The following is a 19,661-nucleotide window of genomic DNA, read 5'->3' as shown; positions in this document are numbered from 1 at the left end:
GTTCTTCGCACGGCGTGACCCCGGGACAGGGTTCCGCCGGTTCCGCCCTCCGGGCCCCCATCCCTCTGGGTCCTCCCGCCGGGCGTCTCCCCTTGGGCCCTCTCCCTCGGGGTTCCTCACCGCACCGCATCCGCACGGCATTGCGTACGGCTTCCCCCACGGGTCTCCGCACGGCATTCCGTACGGCACCAGCGCGCGCTGTGCGCCGCGCGCCCCTCAGTCGTCACCCTCTTCCACTGGAGTCCCTCGATGGACCGTCAGTCCAGTCAGCCCACCCTCCAGACCATCGCCGTCGTCGGCCTCGGCACGATGGGCACCGGCATCGCCGAGGTCCTCGCCCGGGCCGGCCACGAGGTCATCGGCATCGATGTCAGCGAGATCGCCGCCCGCCGCGCCGCCGCCTCCCTCGCCTCGGCCACCGCGCGCTCCGTCACCCGGGAGCGCCTCACCGAGCAGGAGCGGGCGGACGTGCTCGCCCGCTTCCGCACCTTCACCGACCTGGCCGCCGCCGCCGAGGCCGACCTCGTGATCGAGGTCGTGCCCGAGTCGTACGAGGTCAAGCAGCAGGTGTTCCGCGAGCTCGACGCGATCGTGCGCCCCGACACCATCCTGGCGACGGGCACCAACGCCCTCTCGGTGACCCGGCTCGCCGCCGAGTCCCAGCGCCCCGAGCGCGTGCTGGGCCTGCACTTCTTCAACCCGGCACCGGCGATGAAGCTGGTCGAGGTCGTCTCCTGCGTCCTCACCGCGCCGCCGGCCGTGGAGGCGGTCACCGAGCTGGCCCGCGCCCTCGGCAAGGAGCCCGTCGCGGTCGGCGACCGCCCCGGCTTCGTCGCCGACGGCCTGCTCTTCGGCTACCTCAACCAGGCCGCCGCCATGTACGAGGCGAAGTACGCCTCCCGCGAGGACATCGACGCGGCGATGCGGCTCGGCTGCGGTCTGCCCATGGGCCCGCTCGCGCTGCTCGACCTGATCGGCGTGGACACCGCCCGGACCGTCCTGGAGGCCATGTACGCCTCCTCCGGCGACCGGCTGCACGCCCCGGCCCCGATCCTGGGGCAGCTCGCCGCGGCGGGCCTGACCGGGCAGAAGTCGGGCCGCGGGTTCTACACGTACGAGGCGGCCGGCAGCTCCACCGTCGTCCGCGACCTCCAGACCCCGCCGGACGGCTCCCTGCTCGGCAGCGGCCGGCCGGTGAGCTCGGTCGGCGTGGCCGGCTCCGGCACCATGGCGAGCGGCATCGCCCAGGTCTTCGCCCAGGCCGGGTACGACGTGGTGCTGGCCGCCCGCAGCCAGGAGAAGGCGGACGCGGCGAAGGCCGCCATCGGCAAGTCCTTGGGCCGTGCGGTGTCCAAGGGCCGGCTGACGCAGGAGGCCGCGGACCGGACCCTGGACCGGATCGCCCCGGCCGGTTCGCTGGACGCCTTCGCCGAGGTGGACCTGGCCGTGGAGGCCGTCGCCGAGGACCTGGCGGTCAAGCAGGAGCTGTTCGCCACCCTGGACAAGGTCTGCAAGCCGGGTGCGGTGCTCGCCACCACCACCTCCTCGCTGCCGGTGATCGCGGTGGCCCGCGTGACCTCGCGCCCGCAGGACGTGATCGGCATGCACTTCTTCAACCCGGCGCCGGCGATGAAGCTGGTCGAGGTGGTCCGGACCGTCCTGACCGCCGACGACGTGCACGCCACGGTCCGCGAGATCTGCGTGAAGGTGCGCAAGCACCCGGTGGACTGCGGGGACCGGGCCGGCTTCATCGTGAACGCGCTGCTGTTCCCGTACCTCAACAACGCGATCAAGATGGTCGAGCAGCACTACGCCGGCATCGACGAGATCGACGCGGCGATGAAGCTGGGCGGCGGCTACCCGATGGGGCCCTTCGAGCTCCTCGACGTGGTCGGCCTCGACGTCTCGCTGGCCATCGAGAAGGTCCTCCACAAGGAGTTCCGCGACCCCGGCCTGGCCCCGTCCCCGCTGCTGGAGCACCTGGTGGCGGCGGGCTGCCTGGGCCGGAAGACCGGCCGCGGATTCCGTGAGTACGCCCGCCGGTAACCGGTCGGGCCACGAGCCGGATGCGTGGGGAGGGCTGCTCGGGTCCGCCGGACCCTCACGGCGGACTGACCCTCCCGAGCCCAGTGCGGGCTCTCCCCCGCATCCACCCTCACACCCCCCGCAGGCGCGCTCCCCTGCGCGAATGAAGTACTTTCGCTCTATGTCCCAGCCCGCCAAGACCTCGCCCCGCGCCGCCACGGCCTCCGACACCCCGGAGAGCCCGGCCGGCACCAAGGCGGCCGCACAGCGGCTCAAGATGCGCCGCGAGCTCGCCGCCGCGGCCATGGAGCTCTTCGCGACCAAGGGGTACGAGGCGACGACGGTCGACGAGATCGCCGCGACCGCCGGGGTGGCGCGCCGGACCTTCTTCCGGCACTTCCGGTCCAAGGAAGAGGCGATCTTCCCGGACCACGACGACACCCTGACCCGCGCCGAGGCCGTCCTGGACGTGGCGCCGGCGCACGAGCACCCGCTCGACACGGTGTGCCGCGGGATCAAGGAGGTCATGAAGATGTACGCCGCCTCGCCCGCGGTGTCGGTGGAGCGCTACCGGCTGACCCGCGAGGTGCCGGCGCTGCGGGAGCGGGAGATCGCCTCGGTGGCCCGGTACGAGCGGCTGTTCACCCGCTACCTGCTGGCCCACTTCGACGAGACCGACCACCACGACGGCAACGACGATCCGCTGCTGGCCGAGGTGGCCGCCTCCGCGGTGGTGACCGCCCACAACCACGTGCTGCGGCGCTGGCTCCGGGCGGGCGGCCAGGGAGACGTGGAGGCGCAGCTGGACCACGCCTTCTCGATCGTCCGGAAGACCTTCGGGACGGGGATCGGCGCGGGCCGGACCCTGGGTACCGCGCCTGCCGCGCCCGCGGCGGTGCGTACGGAGGGCGAGGTGCTGGTCGCGGTGGCCCGCACGGACGCTCCGCTGGACGAGGTCATGCGGACCATCGAAGAGGCCCTGCGCAACAAGTAGCGACACCTGGAGCGACTCTCGTCACAGCGGCCGCCCCCGTTTCGGGGGCGGCCGCTTTTTTGTGTCCGGAGTATGTCCGGCTTGCCCCTACTCGCCGGTAACTCTGATCGATCATCGCTCATCGGTGCAGGTCAATCGGCAAATGAGAGAAAGTTTTGGCACGCGGTGCCTTGCCGGGTGACACGGGGTGCCATACGTTGAATCTCGTCCGGATGTCCCCGCGCCCCGTGCCCACACCGCACGGAACGCGCCCCGGATGCCTGCGTCACCAGGCCTCGCACGCCCCCCACCACGGGCGTCGCCCAGCACCACCGCACCAGCCGGACCGACGGCACACACCACACGCTCCACGCACCCCGATTACCTCAAGCGCACCCTCATCAGCGCTACGCCGGAGGCTCTACCGTGAAGGACATCCTGGACGCGATTCAGTCGCAGTCCGCCACCGCCGCAGACTTCGCAGCCCTGCCGCTGCCCGACTCGTACCGTGCGATCACCGTGCACAAGGACGAGGCGGAGATGTTCGCGGGGCTGACGACGCGCGAGAAGGACCCGCGCAAGTCCATCCACCTGGACAACGTCCCGGTCCCGGAACTGGGCCCGGGCGAGGCCCTCGTGGCCGTCATGGCCTCGTCGGTCAACTACAACTCCGTGTGGACCTCGATCTTCGAGCCGGTCTCCACCTTCAGCTTCCTGGAGCGCTACGGGCGCCTGTCGGAGCTCACCAAGCGCCACGACCTGCCGTACCACGTCATCGGCTCCGACCTCGCGGGCGTCGTGCTGCGCACCGGCCCCGGCGTCAACGCCTGGAAGCCGGGCGACGAGGTCGTCGCGCACTGCCTCTCGGTCGAGCTGGAGTCCTCCGACGGCCACAACGACACGATGCTCGACCCCGAGCAGCGCATCTGGGGCTTCGAGACGAACTTCGGCGGTCTGGCGGAGATCGCCCTGGTCAAGTCGAACCAGCTGATGCCGAAGCCGGACCACCTCAGCTGGGAGGAGGCCGCCTCGCCCGGCCTGGTCAACTCCACCGCCTACCGCCAGCTGGTCTCCCGCAACGGCGCCGGCATGAAGCAGGGCGACAACGTCCTGATCTGGGGCGCGAGCGGCGGGCTCGGCTCGTACGCCACCCAGTTCGCCCTCGCCGGCGGCGCCAACCCGATCTGCGTGGTCTCCTCCCCCGAGAAGGCCGACATCTGCCGGGCCATGGGCGCGACGGCGGTCATCGACCGCAACGCCGAGGGCTACAAGTTCTGGAAGGACGAGCACACCCAGGACCCGAAGGAGTGGAAGCGCTTCGGCAAGCGCATCCGCGAGCTGACCGGCGGCGAGGACATCGACATCGTCTTCGAACACCCCGGCCGCGAGACCTTCGGCGCGTCCGTCTACGTCACCCGCAAGGGCGGCACCATCACCACCTGCGCCTCGACCTCGGGCTACATGCACGAGTACGACAACCGCTACCTGTGGATGTCGCTCAAGCGCATCATCGGCTCCCACTTCGCGAACTACCGCGAGGCGTGGGAGGCCAACCGCCTGATCGCCAAGGGCAAGATCCACCCCACCCTGTCGAAGGTCTACTCCCTGGAGGAGACCGGCCAGGCCGCCTACGACGTCCACCGCAACCTCCACCAGGGCAAGGTCGGCGTCCTCGCGCTGGCCCCCGAGGAGGGCCTCGGCGTCCGTGACCACGAGATGCGCGCCAAGCACCTCGACGCGATCAACCGCTTCCGCAACGTCTGAGTCGGCTCAAAGGCCATAAGGATCGCCTGAGATGACAGAGCGCCAGAAGGACCGTCCGTGGCTCATGCGGACGTACGCCGGCCACTCCACGGCCGAGGCGTCCAACGAGCTGTACCGCCGCAACCTCGCCAAGGGCCAGACGGGTCTGTCGGTCGCCTTCGACCTGCCGACCCAGACCGGCTACGACCCCGACCACATCCTCGCCCGCGGCGAGGTGGGCCGGGTCGGGGTCCCGGTCTCCCATCTGGGCGACATGCGGCGGCTGTTCCAGGACATACCCCTGGAGCAGATGAACACCTCGATGACGATCAACGCCACCGCCATGTGGCTGCTGGCGCTCTACCAGGTGGCCGCCGAGGAGCAGGGAGCGGACGTCTCCCAGCTCCAGGGCACCACCCAGAACGACATCGTCAAGGAGTACCTCTCGCGCGGGACGCACGTCTTCCCGCCGGGGCCGTCCCTCCGCCTGACGACGGACATGATCGCGTACACGGTCAACCACATCCCCAAGTGGAACCCGATCAACATCTGCTCGTACCACCTCCAGGAGGCCGGGGCCACCCCGGTCCAGGAGATCTCGTACGCCATGTCCACGGCGATCGCGGTCCTCGACTCGGTGCGCGACTCGGGCCAGGTGCCCGAGGAGCGCTTCGGCGAGGTCGTCGCCCGCATCTCCTTCTTCGTGAACGCGGGCGTCCGCTTCATCGAGGAGATGTGCAAGATGCGCGCCTTCGGCCGCATCTGGGACAAGGTCACCCGTGAGCGCTACGGCATCGAGAACGCCAAGCAGCGCCGCTTCCGGTACGGCGTCCAGGTCAACTCGCTCGGTCTGACCGAGGCGCAGCCGGAGAACAACGTCCAGCGCATCGTGCTGGAGATGCTCGCGGTCACCCTCTCCAAGGACGCCCGCGCCCGCGCCGTGCAGCTGCCCGCCTGGAACGAGGCGCTGGGCCTGCCCCGGCCTTGGGACCAGCAGTGGTCGCTGCGCATCCAGCAGGTCCTCGCCCACGAGAGCGACCTGCTGGAGTACGAGGACATCTTCGCCGGATCCCACGTCATCGAGGCCAAAGTCGACTCCCTGGTCGCCGACTGCCTGGCCGAGATCGACCGGATCCAGGAGATGGGCGGCGCCATGGCCGCCGTCGAGTCCGGATACCTGAAGGGCGAGCTGGTCTCCTCGCACGCCGAGCGGCGGGCGCGGATCGAGGCCGGCGAGGACAAGATCGTCGGTGTCAACTGCTTCCAGCAGACCGAGGAGAACCCCCTCACGGCCGACCTGGACGGCGCCATCATGACGGTCGACCCGGCGGTGGAGGCGCTCACCGTCGAGCGCATCGTCCGCTGGCGGGCGGAGCGTCAGGAGTCCTCGGACCGGCAGGGGAACGGTGATCCCTTCGTCTTCCCCACCACCCAGCAGGCCCTGGAGCGCCTCAAGGAGGCCGCGGCCGGCACCGAGAACCTGATGGAGGCCACCCTGGAGTGCGCCCGGGCCGGTGTCACCACGGGCGAGTGGTCGAGCGCCCTGCGCGAGGTGTTCGGCGAGTTCCGCGCCCCGACGGGGGTCTCCTCGGCCCCCGTCGCCGTCACCGCCGAGCCCGGCACCCCGATGCACGAGGTCCGCGAGAAGGTGGCCCGTACGGCCGACGAGCTCGGCTCGGGCCGACTGCGCCTGCTGGTCGGCAAGCCGGGCCTGGACGGGCACTCCAACGGCGCCGAGCAGATCGCCGTCCGGGCCCGCGACGCCGGCTTCGAGGTGGTCTACCAGGGCATCAGGCTGACCCCGGAGGAGATCTCCTCCGCGGCGCTGGCCGAGGACGTGCACTGCGTGGGACTGTCCATCCTGTCCGGTTCGCACAGCGCCCTCGTCCCGGACGTCCTGGAGCGGCTCCGTCTGGCGGGGGCGGGTGACATCCCCGTCATCGTCGGCGGCATCATTCCGAACGCGGACGCCGTGGCGCTGAAGGCGGCCGGCGTCGCCGCCGTCTTCACCCCGAAGGACTTCGGCATCACGGAGATCATCGGACGTATCGTCGACGAGATCCGCAAAGCGAACAAGCTCGACCCCCTTCACGACACCGCACACCTTGCAAGCACGGAGGTCCCCGCATGACCACGCCTGTCCACCCGGTGAACCGTCTCCGCCCGCGCCGCTCCTGCCTCGCGGTGCCCGGCTCGAACCCGCGGTTCCTCGAGAAGGCCCAGGGCCTCCCGGCCGACCAGGTCTTCCTGGACCTGGAGGACGCCTGCGCGCCGCTCGCCAAGGAAGGCGCCCGCCACACGATCGTGGACGCGCTGAACAACGGCGACTGGACGGGCAAGACCCGGGTCGTGCGCGTCAACGACTGGACCACGCACTGGACGTACCGCGACGTCATCACGGTGGTCGAGGGCGCCGGCCAGAACCTCGACTGCATCATGCTGCCGAAGGTTCAGGACGCCCAGCAGGTCGTGGCCCTGGACCTGCTGCTGACGCAGATCGAGAAGACCATGGGCTTCGAGGTCGGCAAGATCGGCATCGAGGCGCAGATCGAGAACGCCAAGGGCCTGGTGAACGTCGACGAGATCGCCGCCGCCTCGCCCCGGCTGGAGACCATCATCTTCGGCCCGGCCGACTTCATGGCCTCCATCAACATGAAGTCGCTGGTCGTGGGCATGCAGCCGCCCGGCTACGGCGCGGACGCCTACCACTACATCCTGATGCGGATCCTGATGGCGGCCCGCATGCACAACCTGCAGGCGATCGACGGCCCCTTCCTCCAGATCCGTGACGTGGACGCCTACCGCGAGGTGGCCGGCCGGGCGGCGGCGCTGGGCTTCGACGGCAAGTGGGTGCTGCACCCGGGCCAGGTCGACGCGGCCAACGAGGTCTTCTCCCCCTCGCAGGAGGACTACGACCACGCCGAGCTGATCCTCGACGCGTACGACTGGTGCACCTCGGAGGCCGGCGGCAAGAAGGGCTCCGCGATGCTCGGCGACGAGATGATCGACGAGGCCAGCCGCAAGATGGCCCTGGTCATCGCGGGCAAGGGCCGGGCCGCCGGCATGCAGCGCACCACCAAATTCGAGATCCCGGAGGCCTGACCGCCATGCAGTTCGGACGCACGTACGAAGAGTTCGAGGTCGGGGCGGTCTACAAGCACTGGCCCGGAAAGACCGTCACCGAGTACGACGACCACCTCTTCTGTCTGCTGACCATGAACCACCACCCGCTCCACATGGACAGCAATTACGCGGAGAACACGACCGACTTCGGCAAGAACGTGGTCGTGGGCAACTACATCTACTCGCTGCTGCTCGGCATGTCCGTGCCGGACGTCTCCGGTAAGGCCATCGCCAACCTGGAGATCGAGTCGCTGCGGCACGTGGCGCCGACCTTCCACGGCGACACGATCTACGGCGAGACCACGGTCCTCGACAAGACGCCGTCGAAGTCGAAGAACGACCGCGGCATCGTCTACGTGGAGACCAAGGGCTACAAGCAGGACGGCACCCTCGTCTGCGTCTTCCGGCGCAAGGTGATGGTCCCGACCGAGACGTACATCAAGGAGCGCGGCGGCGAGCAGCCCGGCCGCCCCCAGCTGAAGACCCAGGAGAAGTAGCCATGGCCCGACTCGCCCAGACCGCCGGGCTCACGGACGTCCAGCGGGAGATCCTGAAGACCGTCCGGGAGTTCGTCGACAAGGAGATCATCCCGGTCGCGACCGAGCTGGAGCACCGCGACGAGTACCCGCAGCAGATCGTCGACGGTCTCAAGGAGCTCGGCCTCTTCGGCCTGATGATCCCGGAGGAGTACGGCGGCCTGGGTGAGTCCCTTCTCACGTACGCCCTGTGCGTCGAGGAGATCGCGCGGGGCTGGATGTCCGTCTCGGGCATCATCAACACCCACTTCATCGTGGCGTACATGCTCAAGCAGCACGGCACCCAGGAGCAGAAGGACCACTTCCTTCCCCGGATGGCGCTGGGCGAGGTGCGCGGCGCGTTCTCGATGTCCGAGCCGGCGCTGGGCTCCGACGTGTCGGCCATCTCGTCGAAGGCGGTGAAGGACGGCGACGAGTACGTCCTCAACGGCCAGAAGATGTGGCTGACGAACGGCGGCAGCTCCACCCTGGTGGCCGTTCTGGTCCGAAGTGACGAAGGCCACCCCGAGGGCACGGCGCCCCACAAGTCGATGACGACCTTCCTCGTCGAGAAGGAGCCGGGCTTCGGTGAGGTCCGTCCCGGTCTGACCATCCCGGGCAAGATCGACAAGATGGGCTACAAGGGCGTCGACACGACCGAGCTCATCATGGACGGACTGCGCATTCCGGCCAATCGGGTCCTCGGAGGCCAGACGGGCCGAGGGTTTTACCAAATGATGGACGGGGTCGAGGTCGGCCGCGTGAACGTGGCGGCGCGTGGCTGTGGCGTCGCTCAGCGTGCTTTCGAGCTGGGTGTCTCTTATGCCCAGCAACGTCACACTTTCGGCAAGGCGATCGCCGAACACCAGGCCATTCAGTTCAAGCTGGCCGAGATGGCTACCAAGGTCGAAGCCGCCCATGCGATGATGGTGAATGCAGCGCGCAAAAAGGACTCTGGGGAACGAAACGACCTCGAAGCAGGGATGGCGAAGTACCTCGCCTCCGAGTACTGCAAAGAGGTGGTCGAGGACGCCTTCCGCATTCACGGCGGATACGGGTTCTCGAAGGAGTACGAGATCGAGCGCCTCTACCGGGAGGCTCCGATGCTGCTGATCGGTGAAGGTACCGCCGAGATCCAGAAAATGATCATCGGGCGACGCCTGCTCGAGGAGTACCGACTCCAGGGCTGAAAGTCCCTTTTGCGGCGAATCATCCATGGGTTCGTCGCGAAAGGGTCACTGCCAGTCACTGGCCGACGGTCATCGACTCGGCTTCTGGCTTGCCCAGTTGTTGCGTGCAACCGATAGCATTCCAGTAAAGCCGCCGTCCCGTCCCCCTGTTTGCGGCGCGGCAATCACCCGCTACGAAGGTCATCCATGCCCCACAGCCAAACCTCTGCACCTCGCGACAGCCTCCTTGGCGTACGCCTCGCGCGCGGAGCATCGCCGTGGCTTCTGCCGACCGTCGCCACCGCGGCGCTCAGCCTCACCCGGGCCCGCAAGTCCGGACGCTGGGCCGCGGCGGCCGTGCCCGCCACCGCGCTCGCCGCGGGCATGCTGTGGTTCTTCCGCGACCCCGAGCGTGAGATCGCTCAGGGCCGTGTCATCTCCCCCGCCGACGGTGTGGTGCAGAGCATCATGCCGTGGAAGGACGGACGGACCCGGGTCGCGATCTTCATGAGCCCGCTGAACGTCCACGTCAACCGCGCGCCCCTCGCGGGCACGGTGACGTCCGTGGAGCACATCCCCGGCGGATTCGTCCCGGCGTTCAACAAGGAGAGCGAGAACAACGAGCGCGTTGTCTGGCACTTCGACACCGAGCTCGGCGACATCGAGATGGTGCAGATCGCCGGCGCCGTCGCCCGTCGCATCGTCCCGTACCTGCCGGCCGGCACCAAGGTGGAGCAGGGCGAACGCATCGGTCTGATCCGCTTCGGGTCCCGCGTCGACATCTACCTCCCCGAGGGTGTCGAGGTCGCGGTCGAGGTCGGTCAGGCCACCACCGCGGGGGTGACACGAATTGACCGTGACTGACCCTGAGACTCCGGCCGCCGGCTGGGTGCCCGAGCCTGCCGAGGAGGAGTCCGCCGAGGACGACATGCCGCTCTCGCTGCGGCTGTCGATAGCGGACACCCTCACGCTCGGCAACGCGACGTGCGGATTCATGGCGGTGTACTTCACCACCACCGGGATCCTCATCCCGCACCTCACCGGCAGTGGCGAGTCGGGCATGGCCCGCAACAGCGCCGCGACGGCAGTGATACTGATGCTGCTCGCCGCGGTCTTCGACCTCTTCGACGGCATCGTGGCCCGCAAGCTGCGCAGCTCGCCGATGGGTGCCGAGCTGGACAACCTCTCCGACCTGATCAGCTTCGGCCTGGCCCCGGCCTACTTCGTGCTCGTCTACGGCATGGTCGCCGTGGACGCGCACCAGAAGATGTCGGCGCTGGCCGCGATCGTGGTGCTGCTCGCCGTGGTGCTGCGACTCGCGAGATTCAGCTGCGTGACGATGAAGGACGGCATGTTCCAGGGCATGCCGAGCCCCTTCGGCGCGCTCACGGTCGTCTCGATCGTGCTGCTGGAGCTGCCGTTCGTGCCGACCCTGCTGGCGATCATCGGGGTGGCCTGGCTGATGGTGAGCCGCGTCGAGTACCCGAAGCCGCGGGGCGTTCTCGCCGTGGCGATGCTGTGCTGGATCATCAGCGCGATGGGGCTGCTGGCGGCCTGGGCGTTCGACGCCCCGGGCGGTCAGCTGCTGCTCCAGACCGGCTGCGCCCTGCAGATCGCGATGGCGGCGACCATTCCGCTGTTCGCGACGACCCGCCGGGCGAACACGTTCCGCCACAACCGCCGCGAGGCCCGCGCCGCGACGCTGCGCTGAGCTCGGCTGTGAATGAGGGCCCCGGATGCCGATGGCATCCGGGGCCCTCTGCCGTTTCCCGGGGGCCGGGGCCGGGGCCCGGCGTAGCCTTGATGTCGGAAAACCGCCAGCCGCAGGCGTCGTCGCCCCGGATCCTGGAGCCATGCACACCGATACCGAGCGCTGCGTAAGGGCCGTGCAGTCGAAGGACGCCCGCTTCGACGGCTGGTTCTTCACCGCCGTGCTGACCACCCGGATCTACTGCCGGCCCAGCTGCCCCGCCGTGCCGCCGAAGGTCGAGAACATGACCTTCCTGCCCAGCGCCGCCGCCTGTCAGCAGGCCGGGTTCCGGGCCTGCAAGCGGTGCCGGCCCGACACCAGCCCCGGCTCGCCGGAGTGGAACGCACGGGCCGACGCCGTCGCACGCGCGATGCGGCTGATCCAGGACGGGGTCGTCGACCGGGAGGGCGTACCGGGCCTCGCGACGAGGCTCGGGTACTCCACCCGCCAGGTGGAGCGGCAGCTCAACGCCGAGCTCGGGGCCGGTCCGCTCGCGCTGGCCAGGGCCCAGCGCGCGCAGACCGCCCGGCTGCTCATCGAGACCTCCGAGCTGCCCATGGGCGACGTGGCCTTCGCGGCCGGCTTCTCCTCCATCCGCACCTTCAACGACACCGTCCGCGAGGTCTTCGCCCTGTCCCCGAGCGACCTGCGGGAGCGGGCCGTGAAGGCCGGCCGCCACAAGAACGACCCGCCCCGGATCCCGGGGACGATCAGCCTGCGGCTGCCGTTCCGGACCCCCCTGAACCCCGACAACCTCTTCGGGCACCTCGCCGCGACCGCCGTCCCCGGCGTCGAGGAGTGGCGCGACGGCGCCTACCGCCGCACCCTGCGCCTCCCCCACGGCACCGGGGTCGTCGCCCTGACCCCGCAGCCCGACCACATCGGCTGCCGCCTCGCCCTGACCGACCTGCGCGACCTCACGATCGCCATCAGCCGCTGCCGGTGGATGCTCGATCTGGACGCCGACCCGGAGGCGGTCGACGAGCAGCTGCGCTCCGACCCGCTGCTGGCCCCGCTCGTGGACAAGGCCCCCGGGCGCCGGGTCCCCCGTACGGTCGACGCGCAGGAGTTCGCCGTACGGGCGGTCCTGGGCCAGCAGGTCTCCACCGCGGCGGCGCGCACGCACGCGGCCCGGCTGGTGACCGCGTACGGCGAGCGCGTCGAGGACCCGCTGGGCGGGCTGACGCACCTCTTCCCCTCCCCTGAGGCGCTCGCCGCCCTGGATCCGGAGGCCCTGGCCCTGCCGCGCAGCCGCCGCACGACGCTGACCACCCTGGTCTCGGCGCTCGCGGACGGTTCGCTGCCGCTCGGCTTCGACAGCGACTGGGAGGCGGCGCGGGCGCAGCTGTCGGCGCTGCCCGGCTTCGGCCCGTGGACCACCGAGATCATCGCGATGCGGGCGCTCGGCGACCCGGACGCGTTCCTGCCCTCCGATCTGGGGGTGCGGCGGGCGGCGCAGGGGCTCGGGCTGCCGGCCGGCCCCGCCGCGCTGACCGCCCGCGCGGCCGCCTGGCGGCCCTGGCGCGCGTACGCCGTCCAGTACCTGTGGGCCACCGACGCCCACCCGATCAACCACCTGCCCGTCTGAGGAGCACACCATGCGAGACACCGTGATCAGCGGCAAGCAGCACGCCGTCGTCGAGAGCCCCTACGGCCCGCTCACCCTGGTCGCCACGGACGGCGTCCTCAGCGGCCTCTACATGACGGAGCAGCGCCACCGGCCGGCCGAGGAGTCCTTCGGGGAGCGGATCGCCGCCGCCGAGGAGCCGTTTCCCGAAGTCGTGCGCCAGCTGGCCGCGTACTTCGCCGGAGAGCTCACCGAGTTCGACCTGCCGCTCCGTCTGGAGGGCACCGATTTCCAGCGCAGCGTCTGGGAGCAGCTCGTACGGATCCCGTACGGAGAGACGTGGTCGTACGGGGAGCTCGCGGCCAGGCTGGGCAAGCCGAACGCCTCGCGCGCGGTGGGTCTGGCCAACGGCAAGAACCCGGTCGGCATCATCGTGCCGTGCCACCGGGTGATCGGCGCCGCGGGCGGCATGACCGGCTACGGCGGCGGGCTCGACCGGAAGGTGCGGCTGCTGGCCTTCGAGTCCGGAGCGCCGCTCCAGGACCGGCTGCTCTAGGCCCCGCCCCCGCCCCGGCCCTGGCGGCCCCGCTCCGCATGCGCACGCGTCGCGGCGGGCGTATGAAGGAAGGACCGTTACAAGATCGGAGCCGGCATGGACGACTACCCGCTTCTCAACATCTTCTGGACGATGTTGTGGCTGTTCCTGTGGATCATGTGGTTCTTCCTGCTCTTCAAGGTCATCACGGACCTGTTCCGTGACCACAGCCTCAACGGCTGGGCGAAGGCGGGATGGCTCATCTTCGTGCTCCTGCTGCCGTTCCTCGGCGTGTTCGTCTACCTCATCGCGCGCGGGAGGAGCATGGGCGAGCGGGATCTGAAGCAGGCCCAGGACAACGAGGCGGCCTTCCGGCAGTACGTCCAGAAGACGGCGGGCCCCGCCGGCGGTTCGGCGGACGAGCTGCACAAGCTGTCCGCCCTGAAGGACAAGGGCGACATCACCCAGGAGGAGTTCGACCGCGCGAAGGCCAAGCTCCTGGCCTGACCCGCCCCCTGCGGGGTCAGACGACGAGGAGCGGGACGAGCAGCGCGAAGGCCGCGCCCGCCTCCACGGCGTAGCCGTAGAGCGAGGGGTGCTGGACGGGGGCGGCGAGCAGGACCACGCTCTGCTGGGCGGCGGCCGCCGCCACCCAGTCGGCGTCGGCCCCCAGGTTGCCCTCGTACCAGCCCTCGCAGGAGCCGGGACCGCTGACGGCGAGCAGGTCGTCCTCGCGGCGGTACAGGGCCCGCCATTCGGCGGCGGGCACGGACCAGCCGTCGAAGTCGGTGAACCGGGACCAGCCGCCCTCGCGGATGGCGGTGTCGAACATCCAGACCGGCATCCCCTCGGGGGTCACCTCGCCGGCGGACTGCTGGTCGGTCGTGAAGTGGACCATGGGAAGGGCGTCGGGCCCGTCGGCGGTACTGGGCCAGGCGTACATCGTGATCATCAGCTGCTTCTGTCCTGCTCGAAGTAGGCCTCGTGTTTACGAAGCGCCCGGGCGGCGACCGTTCTCCAGTTCCACGGTGCCCTCGCCCGACCGGATGACCCGGCAGGCCTCTTCGGTGCGCCGGCCGAGCGATCCGGGGAGGTAGGCGGTGAGGTCGGCGGGGTCGACCAGCCGCCAGGAGATCAGCTCCTCCTCCTGGAGCTTGATCGAGGCGAGCTGTCCCGCGTCGAGCACGCCGCCGTCGTAGACGTACGCGACCAGCGGCGGGCGGCCCTCGCCGAGGGACCAGTCGACCGCGAGCAGCCGGCCGAGCGGGAGGTCGAGGCCGATCTCCTCGGCGCTCTCGCGGCGGGCGGCGGTGCGCGGCGACTCACCCTGGTCCGACTCGACGGTGCCGCCCGGCAGGGTCCATCCCTCGCGGTAGTTGGGCTCGACGAGCAGGACCCTGCCCTCGGCGTCCCGGTAGAGGGCGGCCGCGCCGGCCAGCACCCGGGGCAGGCTCGCGATGTACGTGGCGAAGTCATCCGTGGTGGTCACGCCGCCACCCTACCGAGATCACGCACCGGGGCCGCCGGGCCCGTCCTCGCGGTCACGGCCCTTGGACTCGGCGACGCGCCGCAGCCGGGCGTGACGGTCGGGCCCCTGCTCGGTGAGGGCGTCGCCGACCATGGCCCGGACGGCGTCCCGCATGCCGTGCAGGGCGTGGTGGCGGGCGGGTCCGGCGCCGGGGTCCTCGCGGAGTTCCTTCACCAGGGCCCAGCAGAGCAGCAGCGTGGCGATGACGAAGGGCAGGGCGACCAGGATGGTGGCCGTCTGCAGGGACTTCAGGCCGCCCGCGACGAGCAGCACGGCGGCGACGGCCGCCATGAGCGGTGCTCGACGCGGTGTCGAAGGAGTCCTTGCCGAGGGCCGCCCAGGCGACGACGGCCAGCACGGCGATCACGCCCACGGTGACGACGGTGTGGTCGGGCGCGCCGTCCCCGGGGCCGTCGGATCCCCCTCCCGGGGCGTCCGGACGTGGCTGTCCCAGTGATTCCGCGCTCACGCGGCCACACTATGCAGGCGTATATCCCTATTTAGGGGCATGGCGCGCCGGATGTGACCCAGGCCACTCGTGGGCATAGGAGGATCCTCCGGATAAGCTCATGGCGGCGCGACTGCACTGTTCGATAGCAAGGGAATAGCAAGGTGACGGACGGAGCAGTAACTGAGGCCGCGCGCGTGCTCATCGCCGCGGACAAATTCAAGGGCTCGCTCACGGCGCTTCAGGTCGCGGAGCGGGTGACGGCCGGGCTCCGCTCGGCGGTACCGGGCGTGGAGATCGAGACCCTCCCCGTCGCGGACGGCGGCGACGGTACGGTCGCGGCCGCCGTGGCAGCCGGTTTCGAGCGCCGGGAGGTACGGGTCACCGGCCCCCTCGGCGACCAGGTCACGGCCGCTTTCGCGCTGCGCGAGGGCACCGCGGTGGTCGAGATGGCGGAGGCCTCCGGGCTGCAGCTGCTGCCGGCGGGCACCTTCGCCCCGCTGACGGCGACCACGTACGGCTCGGGCGAGCTGCTGAAGGCCGCGCTGGACGCGGGCGCGCGCTCGATCGTCTTCGGTGTGGGCGGCAGCGCCACCACCGACGGCGGCGCCGGCATGCTGGCCGCGCTGGGCGCGGTGTTCCTGGATGCGAACGGCGAACCGGTCGGTCCGGGCGGCGGCGCGCTGGCCGATCTGGCCTCGGCCGACCTGTCGGGCGTGGACCCGCGCTTCGCCGACGTGGAGTTCGTCCTCGCGAGCGACGTGGACAACCCGCTGACCGGCCCGAAGGGCGCCCCGGCGGTCTACGGCCCGCAGAAGGGCGCCTCGCCCGAGGACGTGGCGAAGCTCGACGCGGCGCTGGCGCACTTCGCGGTGGTGCTGGAGAAGTCGATCGGCGCGAAGGCCGCCGAGTGCGCGGTGCTCCCGGGTGCGGGCGGCGCGGGCGGCATCGGCTACGGCGCCCTGCTGCTCGGTGCCACGTTCCGTCCCGGCATCGAGCTGATGCTGGAGGTGCTGGGCTTCGCGCCGGCCCTGGAGCGGGCCACGCTGGTCATCACGGGTGAGGGCTCGCTGGACGAGCAGACCCTGCACGGCAAGGCTCCGGCGGGCGTCGCGGCCGCGGCGCGCGCGGCGGGCAAGCCGGTGGTGGCGGTCTGCGGCCGGCTGCTGCTGAGCCAGGAGGCCCTGGAGGCCGCCGGTATCCGCAAGGCCTACCCGCTCACCGACCTGGAGCCCGACCCGGCGAAGTCCATCCCGAACGCGGGTCCCCTGCTGGAGCAGGTCGCCGCCAACATCGCCGCCGACGTCCTCTGACCCGCCCGGCGCGGCCCCCGGGGCCCGGACCCCCGCCCCGGGGGTCCGGGCCCCGGCCGTACGGGAGGCGGGCGCGGCGGAGGCCCGGAGAACGCCGGGAGATCCCCGGGAGCGGCCGAACGCCCGTCTCACGGGGCCCGGCAGCCGCCCCCAAACGCCTGGACAGTGTTAGAAATGGCTCATGACCGGACGTAATGGTCGCCAGGCGACCGGGTGGGGCTCGCGCCTGCTCGGGCGCCCGTCCCTGGGGGCGCACAGTGTCGCCGGTCAGGTCTTCGCGCTCCAGGCGGTCATCGTGGTGCTGCTGATCGCCGCTGCCGTGGCGGCCCTGGTGGTCCAGGCCCGGTACGACAGCGAGCGCGACGCGCGCCACCGCTCGCTGGCGGTCGCCGAGGGCTTCGCCCACTCCCCCGGGCTCGCGGCGGCGCTGGCCTCGCGGAATCCGACCGCCACGCTCCAGCCGCTGGCCGAGGCCGCCCGCCGGGCCTCGGGGGTCGACTTCGTCGCCGTGATGTCCACCGACGGGGTCCGCTACACCGACTCGCGGCCCGAACTGATCGGCCGGCGGGCCACCGGCGACCTCAGCCGCGCCGTCTCCGGCCAGTCCTTCACGGAGACCTTCACGGGCGAGCCGAGCAGCGCCGTCCGGGCCGTGGTCCCCGTGCGGAACGCCGAGGGCGCCGTCGTCGGCCTGGTCGGCACCGGCATCGAGGTCGCGAACGTCTCCATGGTGGTCGAGGGCCAGCTACCGCTCCTCCTCGGCGCCGCCGTGGGCGGCCTGCTGCTCGGCACCGCGGGCGCCGCCCTGGTCAGCCGTCGGCTGCGGCGTCAGACCCGGGGCCTCGGCCCCGCCGAGATGACCCGGATGAACGAGCACCACGAGGCCGTGCTGCACGCCGTGCGCGAGGGCGTGCTCATCATCAGCGCGGACCACCGGCTCGTCCTCGCCAACGACGAGGCCCGCCGCCTCCTCGACCTCACCCCGGACTCCGAGGGACGCGCCGTCGCCGACCTCGGTCTCGACCCGCGCACCACCGAGCTGCTCGCCTCCGGCCGGGTCGTGACGGACCACGTGCACCTGGCGGGCGACCGGCTGCTCGCGGTCAACGTACGGCCGACCAAGCCGTACAAGGGCCGCCCCACCGGCAGCGTCGTGACCCTGCGCGACTCCACCGAGCTCGCGGCGCTCTCCGGCCGGGCCGAGGTGGCCCGCAGCAGGCTCCAGCTGCTGTACGACGCCGGGGTGCGGATCGGGACGACCCTGGACGTGGCCCGGACCGCGGAGGAGTTGTCGGAGGTCGCGGTCCCGCGCTTCGCGGACTTCGTGACGGTGGAGCTGCTGGAGCCGGTGCTGCGCGGTGACGAACCCTCCGGCGTCTACACCGAGATGCGCCGGGCGGCCATCTCGGGCGTGCGCACCGACTCGCCGCTCCAGCCGGTCGGCGACGTCATCCGCTTCGTCGTGCCGACGGCACCGATGGCGGCGGCCCTGGACGCCGGGCACGCGGTGCTCGCGCCCGATCTGAACGCGGCCATGGGCTGGCGGGCCCAGGACGAGACCGGGACCCGCGAGGCCCTCGACTACGGCCTGCACTCGCTGATCTCCGTACCGCTCCAGGCGCGGGGCGTGGTCCTGGGCATGGCCAACTTCTGGCGGGCCGACACCCCGGAGGCCTTCGACGAGGAGGACCTGTCCTTCGCGGAGGAGCTGGGTGCGCGCGCGGCCGTCTCCATCGACAACGCCCGCCGCTTCACCCGCGAGCACGCGATGGCCGTGACCCTCCAGCGCAGCCTGCTGCCGCGGGTGCTGCCCGAGCAGAACGCCGTGGAGGTGGCCTTCCGCTATCTGCCCGCGATGGCGGGGGTGGGCGGGGACTGGTTCGACGTGATCCCGCTGCCGGGCGCCCGGGTGGCCCTGGTCGTCGGGGACGTCGTCGGGCACGGGGTGCACGCGGCGGCCACCATGGGGCGGCTGAGGACCGCCGTGCACAACTTCTCCACTCTGGACCTGCCGCCCGACGAGCTGCTGGGGCACCTGGACGAGCTGATCAACCGGATCGACCAGGACGAGACCGGGGGCGGCCGGGACGGGGACGGGGAAGACCCGCAGGGGGTGCCCGAGCCGGCCGCCATCACCGGCGCCACCTGTCTCTACGCGGTCTACGACCCGGTCTCCGGGCGGTGCGCGATGGCCAGCGCCGGGCACCCCGGGCCCGCGCTGATCCGTCCCGACGGCCGGGTGGAGTTCCCCGAGCTGCCCGCAGGTCTCCCGCTCGGCGTGGGGGGCATGCCCTTCGAGGCCACCGAGTTCACGCTGCCCGAGGGCAGCCGGCTGGTGCTGTTCACCGACGGCCTCGTGGAGGACCGCGACCGGGACTTCGACGCCGGCCTGCGGCTGCTCGGCGAGACGCTGTCGCGGCCCGGCCGCAGCCCGGAGCAGGCCTGCGCGGACGTGCTCGCGGTGATGCTGTTCCCGGTGCCGAGCGACGACATCGCCCTGCTGATCGCCGACACCCGGCGGCTGGAGGCCGACCGGATCGCCGAGTGGGAGGTGCCCGGCGAGCCCTCGGCCGTCTCGCGGGTGCGCAACGCGGGCTCCGCGCAGCTCGCCGCCTGGGGGCTGGAGGAGGTCTCCTTCACGACCGAGCTGATCCTCAGCGAGCTGATCACCAACGCCATCCGCTACGGGAGCGCGCCCGTCCGGGTCCGGCTGCTGCGCGACCGCACCCTCATCTGCGAGGTCTCCGACGGCAGCAGCACCTCCCCGCACCTGCGGTACGCGGCCACCACCGACGAGGGCGGCCGGGGGCTGTTCCTCGTCGCGCAGTACGCCGAACGGTGGGGCACCCGCTACACCGACCGCGGCAAGGTCATCTGGGCCGAGCTGCCCCTGACCGGGGGCGGGGAGCCGCAGGAGCCGGACCCGCCGGACCTGGACGCCCTGGAGGACATGGCGTGGTGACCGTACCGGC

General features: G+C 71.2%; 16 protein-coding genes and 1 pseudogene. 14 read left to right on the top strand and 3 right to left on the bottom strand.

Features of this window, described 5'->3' with window-relative positions:
* Positions 1–249 precede the first annotated feature (249 nt).
* The 12 genes from IF88_RS0122675 to IF88_RS0122620 all read left to right on the top strand — a co-directional run bounded on the left by IF88_RS0122675 (position 250) and on the right by IF88_RS0122620 (position 13,907).
* The gene (locus IF88_RS0122675; protein WP_030715400.1) at positions 250–2,046 is read left to right on the top strand and encodes a 3-hydroxyacyl-CoA dehydrogenase family protein; all 1,797 of its coding nucleotides are present in this window, start codon (positions 250–252) and stop codon (positions 2,044–2,046) included.
* Between the two features lie 160 nt (positions 2,047–2,206).
* Entirely contained in the window at positions 2,207–3,019 is an 813-nt protein-coding gene (locus tag IF88_RS0122670) for a TetR family transcriptional regulator (RefSeq protein ID WP_030715398.1), read from the top strand.
* Between the two features lie 405 nt (positions 3,020–3,424).
* Positions 3,425–4,762: a crotonyl-CoA carboxylase/reductase gene (gene ccrA, locus IF88_RS0122665; protein WP_030715396.1), complete on the top strand. Its 1,338-nt coding sequence runs from the start codon at positions 3,425–3,427 to the stop codon at positions 4,760–4,762.
* A 31-nt stretch (positions 4,763–4,793) separates the two neighbouring features.
* Positions 4,794–6,872, top strand: a complete 2,079-nt coding sequence (locus IF88_RS0122660) for a protein meaA (RefSeq protein ID WP_030715392.1) — start codon at positions 4,794–4,796, stop codon at positions 6,870–6,872.
* Positions 6,869–7,843 carry an HpcH/HpaI aldolase/citrate lyase family protein gene (locus IF88_RS0122655; protein ID WP_030715389.1) on the top strand — a complete coding sequence of 325 codons (975 nt, stop codon included), beginning with the start codon at positions 6,869–6,871 and terminating at the stop codon, positions 7,841–7,843. Before IF88_RS0122660 ends, IF88_RS0122655 begins: the two co-directional genes overlap by 4 nt.
* A gap of 5 nt (positions 7,844–7,848) precedes the next feature.
* Complete coding sequence (locus IF88_RS0122650; RefSeq protein ID WP_030715386.1) at positions 7,849–8,361, top strand: MaoC family dehydratase; 513 nt, start codon at positions 7,849–7,851, stop codon at positions 8,359–8,361.
* A gap of 2 nt (positions 8,362–8,363) precedes the next feature.
* The gene (locus IF88_RS0122645; protein ID WP_030027413.1) at positions 8,364–9,569 is read left to right on the top strand and encodes an acyl-CoA dehydrogenase family protein; all 1,206 of its coding nucleotides are present in this window, start codon (positions 8,364–8,366) and stop codon (positions 9,567–9,569) included.
* A 186-nt stretch (positions 9,570–9,755) separates the two neighbouring features.
* Entirely contained in the window at positions 9,756–10,412 is a 657-nt protein-coding gene (locus IF88_RS0122640) for a phosphatidylserine decarboxylase (protein ID WP_030010161.1), read from the top strand.
* Positions 10,399–11,259, top strand: coding sequence for a CDP-diacylglycerol--serine O-phosphatidyltransferase (pssA, locus tag IF88_RS0122635; protein ID WP_199808112.1), 861 nt, complete (start codon positions 10,399–10,401; stop codon positions 11,257–11,259). Before IF88_RS0122640 ends, pssA begins: the two co-directional genes overlap by 14 nt.
* 142 nt (positions 11,260–11,401) lie before the next feature.
* Complete coding sequence (locus tag IF88_RS0122630) at positions 11,402–12,886, top strand: AlkA N-terminal domain-containing protein (protein ID WP_030715380.1); 1,485 nt, start codon at positions 11,402–11,404, stop codon at positions 12,884–12,886.
* 10 nt (positions 12,887–12,896) lie between these two features.
* Positions 12,897–13,421: a methylated-DNA--[protein]-cysteine S-methyltransferase gene (locus IF88_RS0122625; RefSeq protein ID WP_030715377.1), complete on the top strand. Its 525-nt coding sequence runs from the start codon at positions 12,897–12,899 to the stop codon at positions 13,419–13,421.
* Positions 13,422–13,517: 96 nt separating this feature from the next.
* The gene (locus IF88_RS0122620; protein WP_030715375.1) at positions 13,518–13,907 is read left to right on the top strand and encodes an SHOCT domain-containing protein; all 390 of its coding nucleotides are present in this window, start codon (positions 13,518–13,520) and stop codon (positions 13,905–13,907) included.
* Between the two features lie 16 nt (positions 13,908–13,923).
* Here IF88_RS0122620 and IF88_RS0122615 read toward each other — a convergent pair whose 3' ends face one another.
* From IF88_RS0122615 to IF88_RS0122605, 3 genes and pseudogenes are all read right to left on the bottom strand, one after another.
* On the bottom strand, positions 13,924–14,352 hold the full coding sequence (locus IF88_RS0122615) for a hypothetical protein (RefSeq protein WP_030715373.1): 429 nt from the start codon (positions 14,350–14,352) through the stop codon (positions 13,924–13,926).
* 36 nt (positions 14,353–14,388) lie between these two features.
* Positions 14,389–14,889 carry an NUDIX domain-containing protein gene (locus IF88_RS0122610; RefSeq protein ID WP_030715371.1) on the bottom strand — a complete coding sequence of 167 codons (501 nt, stop codon included), beginning with the start codon at positions 14,887–14,889 and terminating at the stop codon, positions 14,389–14,391.
* Positions 14,890–14,907: 18 nt separating this feature from the next.
* A pseudogene (locus tag IF88_RS0122605) lies at positions 14,908–15,222 on the bottom strand (BCCT family transporter); the annotation flags it as partial.
* A 318-nt stretch (positions 15,223–15,540) separates the two neighbouring features.
* On the opposite strand from IF88_RS0122605, the gene IF88_RS0122600 reads away from it, so the two are divergent.
* Positions 15,541–16,689, top strand: coding sequence for a glycerate kinase (locus tag IF88_RS0122600; RefSeq protein WP_030715367.1), 1,149 nt, complete (start codon positions 15,541–15,543; stop codon positions 16,687–16,689).
* Positions 16,690–16,870: 181 nt separating this feature from the next.
* A complete protein-coding gene (locus tag IF88_RS0122595) occupies positions 16,871–19,651 on the top strand; it encodes a SpoIIE family protein phosphatase (protein WP_030715364.1) in 2,781 nt (926 codons plus the stop codon).
* The last annotated feature ends 10 nt before the right edge of the window (positions 19,652–19,661 follow it).

Source organism: Streptomyces sp. NRRL F-2580, from assembly GCF_000720115.1.
In the GTDB taxonomy this organism is placed as follows: domain Bacteria; phylum Actinomycetota; class Actinomycetes; order Streptomycetales; family Streptomycetaceae; genus Streptomyces.
The sequence above is the reverse complement of the archived record's forward strand: the minus strand, read 5'-3'. Positions and strand labels throughout refer to the sequence as shown.

Excerpts from the sequence above, each read along its gene's own strand:
- IF88_RS0122615 (WP_030715373.1), bottom strand. The coding sequence starts at position 14,352 with ATGATCACGATGTACGCCTGGCCCAGTACCGCCGACGGGCCCGACGCC.
- IF88_RS0122650 (WP_030715386.1), top strand. The coding sequence starts at position 7,849 with ATGCAGTTCGGACGCACGTACGAAGAGTTCGAGGTCGGGGCGGTCTAC.
- IF88_RS0122660 (WP_030715392.1), top strand. The coding sequence starts at position 4,794 with ATGACAGAGCGCCAGAAGGACCGTCCGTGGCTCATGCGGACGTACGCC.
- IF88_RS0122645 (WP_030027413.1), top strand. The coding sequence starts at position 8,364 with ATGGCCCGACTCGCCCAGACCGCCGGGCTCACGGACGTCCAGCGGGAG.
- IF88_RS0122675 (WP_030715400.1), top strand. The coding sequence starts at position 250 with ATGGACCGTCAGTCCAGTCAGCCCACCCTCCAGACCATCGCCGTCGTC.
- IF88_RS0122630 (WP_030715380.1), top strand. The coding sequence starts at position 11,402 with ATGCACACCGATACCGAGCGCTGCGTAAGGGCCGTGCAGTCGAAGGAC.
- IF88_RS0122655 (WP_030715389.1), top strand. The coding sequence starts at position 6,869 with ATGACCACGCCTGTCCACCCGGTGAACCGTCTCCGCCCGCGCCGCTCC.
- IF88_RS0122640 (WP_030010161.1), top strand. The coding sequence starts at position 9,756 with ATGCCCCACAGCCAAACCTCTGCACCTCGCGACAGCCTCCTTGGCGTA.
- IF88_RS0122595 (WP_030715364.1), top strand. The coding sequence starts at position 16,871 with ATGACCGGACGTAATGGTCGCCAGGCGACCGGGTGGGGCTCGCGCCTG.
- IF88_RS0122670 (WP_030715398.1), top strand. The coding sequence starts at position 2,207 with ATGTCCCAGCCCGCCAAGACCTCGCCCCGCGCCGCCACGGCCTCCGAC.
- IF88_RS0122620 (WP_030715375.1), top strand. The coding sequence starts at position 13,518 with ATGGACGACTACCCGCTTCTCAACATCTTCTGGACGATGTTGTGGCTG.
- IF88_RS0122625 (WP_030715377.1), top strand. The coding sequence starts at position 12,897 with ATGCGAGACACCGTGATCAGCGGCAAGCAGCACGCCGTCGTCGAGAGC.